Origin of the sequence: Methylobacterium sp. UNC300MFChir4.1 (assembly GCF_900110155.1) — a bacterium.
Taxonomy (GTDB): Bacteria; Pseudomonadota; Alphaproteobacteria; order Rhizobiales; family Beijerinckiaceae; genus Methylobacterium.
On record NZ_FOCS01000054.1, the window covers coordinates 1 to 8,799 of the forward strand.

An 8,799-nucleotide genomic window follows, 5' to 3' on the forward strand; every position below is an offset into this window, starting at 1 on the left:
CTAAGCTCGACTTTGGCCATTTGCGGCGCGTCGAGTGGGCGGAGGTGACGAAGCGGGCGTGACGGATAGGCTAGCGGCGTCCCCGCCAAGAGACACCGCCATGCTGCCCCTGCCTGCCCGCTTCGCCGGGATCATCCTGGCGTTCGCGCCGCTGTTCGTCCACCGCTCGTGGCGACACGCCCAGAACCTGCTGGTCGGCGCGATCCTGACGCCGGGGCAGCGCACGGTGACAAGCGTCCTGCGCATCATCGGCCGCGCGCAGGAGCGGCGGTTCGTGAACGTCCACCGCATCCTCAACCGCGCTGCGTGGTGCCCGCGTTCCGGCAGCCGTATCCTGCTCGGGCTCCTCGTCGATGCCTTCGCGCAACGTGGCCCCGTGGTCCTGGGACTGGACGATACGATCGAGCGCCGCCGCGGCAAGCGGATCGCGGCCAAGGGCATCTACCGTGATCCAGTTCGCTCCTCCGACAGCCACTTCGTCAAGGCGAGCGGGCTGCGTTGGATGAGCCTGATGTTGCTGGCCCCAATCCCCTGGGCGGGGCGCGTCTGGGCGCGGCCCTTCCTGATCGCGTTGGTGCCGTCCGAGCGCGCCTGTCGCGAACGGGGCCGTCGGCACAAGCCTCTGCTCGACGTCGGACGCCAACTCGCTCTCCAGGCTCGCCGCTGGCTGCGCGCACGCGACCTCGTGGTGGTGGGCGACAGCGGCTTCTCGGCCTTGCTGTTCCTCGACGCGATGCGCCGCGCCCGCATCACGGCGATCACCCGCCTGCGGATGGATGCTGCTCTCTACGAGCCGGCCCCGCCTCGTCCGCCCGGCACGATCGGACGCCCGCGGACCAAAGGCGCGCGGCTGCCGACGCTCGCTGCGATCCTCGCGGCCAAGGACACGCGCTGGCACGCGGTCGTGGTGCCCGGCTGGTACGGGGCGGGCGAGCGCACCCTTGAGATCGCCTCCGGGACCGCCGTGTGGCGGCACGGCGGTCTGCCGGTCGTGCCGATCCGATGGGTGCTGGTGCGCGATCCCGAGGCGCGCTTCCAACCGCAGGCCCTGCTCTGCACCGAACCGATGCGCGAGCCCGCGCAGATCGTGGGGTGGTTCGTGCGGCGCTGGACCGTTGAGGTCACCTTCCAGGAAGCGCGCGCCCATCTCGGTGTCGAGACGCAGCGGCAGTGGTCGGACAAGGCCATCGCCCGCACCACGCCCTGCCTGCTCGCCCTGTTCTCGATCGTCACGCTGCTGGCTGCACGGCTCCCGGTCCGCCAACGGCAACGGATCGCGGCCGCCGCGTGGTACCCCAAACCGCGCCCGACCTTCGCCGATGCTCTGGCCGCCGTGCGCTATGCGATTTGGCGCGAGCGGACTTTGGCAACATCACCGCGCCGACGCGCCCGAACAAAACCCCGCTTCCGTTTGCCAGCGCCCTGGGCCTACGCCCTTTGCCACGCCGCATGAGTGGCCAAAGTCGAGATAAGGCCGAGTTCGGAATGAGGTGATAAGGCCGAGGAAGGGGGGCAGGTGAGCCATGCACGCACCTTTAGGTGGTTGTGGCTGTCGACACTTTAAAAGCTGCGAGTAATAGTTCGCAGGGTGCGACAGTGGCTGCAATTCGATTCGGTTGACGAGTTTTTTACGATCTATTAACCATAAAATCATCAGGATAAAAACCAATGATTCGTGTCATCTAACCCGCGTTTTGAGATATGGCCTTTCTTCGCAAGAGATCTGTCTACCAAAGTTTGTCAGTTTCCGTCATGACTCCCTTTGATGTGCCTGAATTTCCAAGAGACTGTCATCTCTATGACTACCAGCATTCATCCGGCAACGTTATCCACACTCATTGTAAGCAAAAGATTTTTCAGATGCCGATCGGGGCATCTGGATACTTGCTTTATGGACCTTACGTGAAAGTCCCTGCCGGTCATTATGTCGCAATGTATGCCGTGCGCGCCACGAGGATCATTGGCCGTGCCATCTCGGTTATGTCGGACATTACCGTCGAATATATTCCGATATCAGAAGAAAAACAGAGCATCATCAGATCCTATTCAACAGAGTGGGAACTTGTTGCGCACAAATTTCATATACATACAGATACCGGCGCCTTAGAAATGCGGCTTAGACTGCCGAATGTTCATGAGCAGCCTGTGATGGCCTGGGGTCAAGTTGCTCTACGCCGCTTGCCAGATCGTAGCTACTGAGACCGTCTGCCTCATCGGCAAGGCTAAAACTTAGATTTGACAGCAGGTTCCATAATTATTGAAGAGTCAAATCAGCTGTTTAAATTTTGAAGGAATTTAAAATATCAGTCCTTCCGCGCATTGCAATAAATGGCCCCGGTGACCGTGTTGGTAGAGGTGGCTTTGACGAAGGCGGTTGATCCTATTCTCATTTTTGCCGCGTTTCGCGAGCAAGCTCATTATTTAGCGCCGCGGCCCTTTTGTCTTCGCTTGGTTTTGGACATAATAAGCCCAGCATTTGCAGCCACTATGAACAGCAGCTTGCCGATCTGCCCAGCGTTGGCCCTGCTGGGCAAAAGTAGAGAGTTCTGTTCCTAAGAGGGTAGGGTTCCAATGACAGACCGGAAGTAGACCTCTAACTCTGAGTTTCGTGCTGAAGCAGCGCGACTGGCGCAGATGAGAGGGAGGTCGGTCCGCGAGGTCGCCACCGATTCGGACGCCGGGCTCTCGACGCTGCTCAATTGGATCAACGGTCCACGTGAAGGTGACGTTGATAATTCGTCGGCGATCTAGCGGCCGTTGCTACAGCACTCAACGGCACGCCGCGCAGGACACTGAGATTGAAGATCCCGCCGAGGCTCCAGACGCGAATTTACCATTCGGCCATGATAGCTTTGCAGTGACCGCTTAAATCTGGGTAATACTGTGTGAATCAGCATCGCTTGAAAATACGAGAATGCTTGTTTTAATTCTGGTGCATGGCAAATGAGATCTTATGCCAAAATGTTGGTCGGGCCGTTCCCTAAGATGCTCAAGATGATTAATGCTGGCATGCTGAGTTTCAAGTGCGTGCTGAGGATATTGTCTAAATGCTCAGATTATATCGATGCCTTCTGCAATCTCGGCCGTTGTCACCCGACTGGCAGTTTCACAGGCCCCGCGCAATCCGAGACGCGAACCGAAAAACAATTTATCCTGGCCCGAGTCAATGTACTCGAACATGCCGAGATCAATAGATTTATTTTCATGTGTTAAGTTCTCTAGTGCTTCAGTGATGCGCACCATCCTCATTCCGCTGGCAGTGATGGTCTCCGGCCAGGCGCTCGCCTTCGATGCGACGAACGCGCATCGCAACAATTCGTCGGACATGTACCGGCCCACCGTCGGCGACATGATGCTCCGCAACCCGAACGCGCTCGGGCTGCTGCCGGGGTCGAACTCGACCGCCTACAGCCTGTCGACGCTGCTGCGCTTCTCGCTCCCGAAGGTCCAGACGAACGCGGAGTTGAAGGCGCTCGCCGTCCCCTACCCGAACGTGCGTCGCCTCGGCTTCAGCGCCCCGGGCGATGGTGGTGTGGCCGACTATTCGTGGTCAGCGCAGAACTGCAGCACTCCGGACGACGGAGCCCAGGTGCAGCCCTCCGGCCGCGCTGGCTGCTGGATCGCGGATATCGCCGGGCCAGCCGCGGATGTTCGGATCTGGGGCGCGAGGCAAGGCCAAGTTATCGATGGCCCGCTGAAGGCGGCGATCGCCTGGGCCTGTACCTCACACATGCCCCTGGTGATGCCCTACGCCTACGAGCGCGGTCAGTACCTGGTCGGCTCGCAGATCACGATCGGCAACGGCTCTGCGGCCGCCTACTCCACCTGCAACAACGTCAGCCTGGAGCTGGTAGGCAACTATGCCGTGACGACCGCCGGCACGTTGCCGCCGCTCGGCATGCCGATCCGCTACACCGGCTCCTCGAATGGCTCGATCCCGTTCGTGGCGCAGGGGCCAGCCACGATGATCCGGCTCAAGGGCCTAGGCATCGACTGCAACAACCTGTGCGCGACCGGCATCAAGGTCAGCAACATCCTCGACGGTAAGTTCGAGGATCTGAGCGTCGAACACCAAGTTGGGCCTGCTTTCATTGTGACCTCCGAGACGGCGAACGCGCTGTTCAGTTCACAGGAGGGGTCCCGCTTCGCTAACATCCACGCTGACTTTCCCTCGGCCGGCGGCAGCGGCATGCGGATCGGTTCGATTGACTGCACCGTCTGCAACTATGGCGTCCTCGGCAACATCTTCGAAAACATGACCTTCAACTACGACGGCTCGGCATCCGGCACGTTCGGTCTCGAGTTCGGCATGGCCTCGCAGAACACCTTCACCAACGTGCGCACGACGCCGTTTTTCATCGGCAGCGCGACCCCGGGCAATCAGGGCTACTCCATCAAGATCAGCCCGCCGCCCGGTGCGCCGCTCTACCCGACCGCCAACACCTTCCTCAGCCCGATCATCGCCGGGCGTGTCGACCCCGGGCCGGCGGCCTCCGGCTGGGGCGCGCCGTTCGGCGGCTTCCACTTCCTTAGCTGGTCGACGGTCTATCAGCCCTTCCCGACCCCGACCGTGCCCGGTCGCTTCACCGGGACCGACACGGCGGGCGGGATCTTCTCGACCAGTTCCGCGCCCGGCACGTGGACGCCGCGCGACGGCAGCGGCGCCGGCCTGTCGCTGAACGTCCAGGACGCGCAGTGGACGCAGGTTGGCAAGGTCTGCACTGTCACGTTCGCCCTGACGTACCCGACCACGGCCTCGAACGCCGTCGCCTCGCTCGCGGGACTACCCTGCTCCGTGCAGTTCGGGATGCAGTCCCGGGCCGGCGGTGCGCCCAGCTACACCGATTTCGGCAATCCGTTCACGATCCTGATCAGCGACGGCACGCCGACAGCCAACTTCTATACCTTCGCGGGTGCCGGGCTTACTAATAGCCAACTTAGCGGTAAGTCGATTCGCGCCACGCTCACGTACATGGCGAACTAGAAATTCATTTTTATTAATAATTGTTAATTGCAATCTTCGTAATATTACTATTGAATAGCTGAGCGCGGCATACGAAATGCTCGAAAAAATCATATATCAATTTGATGGCTTATGATTATGTCTCGTCTAATGCGATAGAAGTGATTTGATACCAATAAATCTGGAGTATTCAGCTGAAATTACAGTTATATTTGTTGATTTTTCACCTCAGGATCTTAGGTGTGTGTGGATCATATCTAAAGCTGCGCTCGAACCTATGCCGTAATTGTTCTCAATTCTGCTTCGGCAGGCCAAGCAGCGCATCCGCCCTCTTTTTGTTGCCTCGAGTGTCGCTGCTTCCGCCAACGCTTTCCTGGTAATTACCCAGGCCTGTGATGGCGGGGTTCAGGCGCCCACGGTTTTGAGGATGGTGCCGAACGAATTGGCGCCGGTCAGGCGGGCGGTGTCGACGACGGTGTGGATGGCGGCCTCGCCCTCGGCCGCCCACATGGCGCGATAGCCGCTGGTGACCTTCCGCGGCACGACAGCCGGCCGCAGGAGCCGCTCGGAGCCGTTTTTGGTCGGCTCGACCTTCCCGGGGTAGGCGAGGAACACCAGGAGCTGATCGCGGGCGCGCCTGATCTTGGCCTGGAGCTCGCGGGTCAGGTCACAGCGGCTCGGCGTAGCCAGGATGGCGCCGAGTTGCCGATCCAGGCTCCGGCGCTTGGCCGAGAGCGTCGAGGCGGCCAAGTCGGTGACGCACTCGGCCAGGGCGAAGACGCTCTGCAGCCAGAGCTGCAGGCGCCAGGGGACGGGATCGTCGCTGACCTCGACGACATAGGCGACGTCGCGCGCCAGATGCGCCAGGCAGGTCTGGTGCTCGGTGGCGTGACCCTGTTGTGCGGTGTAGCGGTCGGAGATCCACACCGCGGGTCGATACCCGTCCATCATCTCCCGCACCACGACAGCGCCGCGCGTCGAAGACGGCGTGTGCACCACGGTTTGCGCCGAGTGGAACAGCCAGTGATAGGCGTTCGAGCCCTCGATGCGCACGCCGGTCTCGTCGCAGGCGACGACCTCAGCCTTGCGCAGCATCGCGATGGCCGCGTCGCGACCAGGACGGAAGCAGCCTTGGGCACGCCGGAGCAGGTTCATCAGCCCGCCCTGGCTGAGCGTGAGGCCGAACAGGTCGGAGATCGCCGCCTGCAGCCGTTCGTACGAGAGCGTCTGAAAGGTCTTGAGGTACGTCGCCACCGCATGCAGCCGTGGGCCGAAGTGCGTGCCGCGCGCTGCCTCGGGCGCTGGCGCGATCACGCGCGTCCCGCAGGTCGGACAACAAACGGCAACGCGCCGGTGCTGCGTCACGACCGGCGCCACCTCGGGCAGCTCGATCCGCACAGAGACGCTAACGATCTCTGCCGGAAGAGGGGCGTGCAGGCTGCCGCCGCAGCACGCGCACGCCTCGGGACGATGCTCGACGACTGCGTCGGGATCATCGCTGACGACGCGGCTATGGCCCTCGTGACCGGGCTTGGCGCCGCCGGGCTTTGAGTGCTCCCGCTGCTCCTTGCGATTGGTCGCGGGCGGCTTGGACGAGGTCCGCGAGGTCTTCTCTGGCCGCTGAAGCCGCATCACCAGCTCGATCAGCTCCTCGCGGCTCAGCCGTTCCAGTTCGCTGCGGCCCATCTCACGAGAGAATCAGCAAAATCGGCTCCCGGCAAGATGCACCGCGAGCGCCCCACATCGGCCTCCCGCCGGCATCACGCCGCGCTCGCGCGCACCCGTGGGTAATTACCTTTCCTGAATGGACTGCTCGGCGGTGAGCGGCCCAAGACTGGGTGGATGCGGGCACGAGGCTGCCGGTGACCCAGGTCCCTGGCGTCAGCAGGCCATCCTTGGCCGCACGCACTGGGACGCGGAAGCTCTGCGGGATGCGGCGCGAGACTACGTCGTCGAGACACTCGCCTCATTCGATGCGGTTCTCGTGATCGACGAGACCGGCTATCGGAAAAAGGGCAAAGCCAAAGGCGGCGTCAGAAGGTTGTATACAGGCTCGGCGGGCAAGATTTCCAACTGCCAGATCGAGGTGTTTCTCATCGTCGGGCCCATGAGCGTGATCCGCTGGGCGGTTCGCAAGGGCGGGAGCGGGAACCGCTGGCTCACGACTCTCGTCACGCGCAAACCGGAGATGGTCGCGGCGGTCGCGCTCGCCAACAAGATGGCGCGGATGATCTGGGTCGTGACGACGAAGCAGGAAGATTACCGGATGGCGTGACCGGAGCCCCGAGCGGGCGAAGGCACGTCGTGGTCGCGAGGCCGGGGCAAGCGATCGACGGGGAGTAGGCGACACGGACTTCAAAGTTCAAGGCAGGGACATTCAGACCCGAGGCTCGAGCGCATGCAGCTCTCTGAACCGATGTGAACTCAGCCTTCCCAATTGCCCAATGATCTCTATCGAGCATCTTTTTGACATCAAGAATATGCAATATCTGATCACGACAAGTTGGTATTATATTTTTATAATATTTAACACCGTGATATAAATTAATGATTATACTAACAGAATTATCTTCCTTCGCAAATATTAAAAATTTATGTTTTTATAAAATAGTTAAACTCGTCAGAAAATTATTAACGGCCGAGGGATCGGTAGCTAAGTGACGATCGATTGTATGGACCTTTGTATTTGTCTGCAGACGCTCGGCCGATGAAGTGAGCTCGAATGCCACCACCGGCAGCCCAGTGCGCAATGCTAGGGGTAGCGCATAAGCGTCGGTCTCCGGCCAAGTCGAGGGCAGCAAAATTAGATCAGCCGAAATCTGAGTGACGAGATCGAGGATCTCATCATCCTCCCAATGGCGACCAGTCTTTGCTATCTGGAGGGCAGCCTGGGCAACCCTATCGAGGGACAAATCGTCGGTGGAGTACCGTCCCGTTTCGGTGACGCCGGCGCATTCCAATCCACCCTTCAGCGCCGGGTCCGAGTATCCCACGATCGCGAAGCGCAGCGGCAGGTCGCGGTCCTGCGCGTCGGTGGCGAGCGCCTGCAGGAACAGGCCGCCCTTCGTGGCGCTGATCGCGCCGAGCACGGCGACGCGGCGGATTCGGCCGGGCCGCTGGAGGGCGGTCGAGCGCACCGACCGCTCCGGCTCGACATGCGGCCGCACCGTGACCGACAGATCCGGGTACACCGTCCGGATCCGGCCCGCCGTGTCGGAGGACGGCGCGAACACCCGCGCGGCGCCCGCCAGGAACGCCCCGAACGCCGCCCGCCGCTCGCCCGGATCCGGCTCCTCGAACCCGTCCGCGTCCACCGCCAAGCACGACCGGCACTCCGCCACCGGCGCCAGGCCGCAGTAGCGCCCGTCCGGCTGCACCAGGTGGTTGCGGTGGCACACCGGCGAGTAGTCGTGCAGCGTCCACGCGTAGGGACGCCCCGAGCCCGCCACCACCGCCATCAGCGCCCGCGCCGCCGCCCAGCGCAAGCCCGCCAGCGAGTGCACGTGGATCAGCACCGGCGCCAGCTGCCCGACGAACTCCGCGAGCTCGGCCGCGTCGCGCGGCAGGTACAGGCTGTCGAGGTTGGGCAGGTACAGGAACTCGGGGCCGCGATACGAGACGTGGACCTCCAGGTTGCGGGTCCGGTCGATCTGCAGCAGCACCACGCTCAGGCCCTCGGCCCAGGCCTGCGCGACCATGTCGTCGATGTGCCGCTGGATGCCCCCGCCCCAGCTGTGCGTCACGTACAGCAGCGCCCGGCCGGCGAAGTGCCGGGCGAGCCGCGCCCGGTCGAGCCGCGCCCGCCCGCGCCGGCCGGGATCGGCCTGGACGAACTG

Annotated in this window: 6 protein-coding genes and 1 pseudogene; 4 read left to right on the forward strand and 3 right to left on the reverse strand. The window is 62.2% G+C overall.

Features of this window, described 5'->3' with window-relative positions; all coding sequences use genetic code 11:
• Positions 1-100: 100 nt before the first annotated feature.
• Together BMY19_RS29905 and BMY19_RS30710 are read left to right on the forward strand one after the other, a co-directional pair.
• Positions 101-1,453: an IS701 family transposase gene (locus BMY19_RS29905; protein WP_100253858.1), complete on the forward strand. Its 1,353-nt coding sequence runs from the start codon at positions 101-103 to the stop codon at positions 1,451-1,453.
• A 248-nt stretch (positions 1,454-1,701) separates the two neighbouring features.
• Entirely contained in the window at positions 1,702-2,199 is a 498-nt protein-coding gene (locus BMY19_RS30710; RefSeq protein ID WP_139215747.1) for a hypothetical protein, read from the forward strand.
• 852 nt (positions 2,200-3,051) lie between these two features.
• On the opposite strand, the gene BMY19_RS30715 is transcribed toward BMY19_RS30710, so the two are convergent.
• Positions 3,052-3,243, reverse strand: a complete 192-nt coding sequence (locus tag BMY19_RS30715) for a hypothetical protein (protein ID WP_139215748.1) — start codon at positions 3,241-3,243, stop codon at positions 3,052-3,054.
• Between BMY19_RS30715 and BMY19_RS29910 the strand changes: the two genes are divergently transcribed.
• Positions 3,233-4,984, forward strand: coding sequence for a hypothetical protein (locus tag BMY19_RS29910; protein WP_139215749.1), 1,752 nt, complete (start codon positions 3,233-3,235; stop codon positions 4,982-4,984). The genes BMY19_RS30715 and BMY19_RS29910 overlap by 11 nt on opposite strands.
• 384 nt (positions 4,985-5,368) lie before the next feature.
• Here the strand turns inward: BMY19_RS29910 and BMY19_RS29915 are convergent, their stop codons facing one another.
• Positions 5,369-6,649 (reverse strand): IS66 family transposase, encoded by a 1,281-nt coding sequence (locus tag BMY19_RS29915; protein ID WP_100253860.1) that lies wholly within the window; start codon positions 6,647-6,649, stop codon positions 5,369-5,371.
• 111 nt (positions 6,650-6,760) lie between these two features.
• Here BMY19_RS29915 and BMY19_RS29920 point away from each other — a divergent pair.
• Positions 6,761-7,055 (forward strand): annotated as a pseudogene (locus tag BMY19_RS29920) (transposase); the annotation flags it as partial.
• A 508-nt stretch (positions 7,056-7,563) separates the two neighbouring features.
• On the opposite strand, the gene BMY19_RS29925 reads toward BMY19_RS29920, so the two are convergent.
• The coding region (locus BMY19_RS29925) for a glycosyltransferase (protein WP_139215750.1) at positions 7,564-8,799 on the reverse strand (1,236 nt) is incomplete at its 5' end.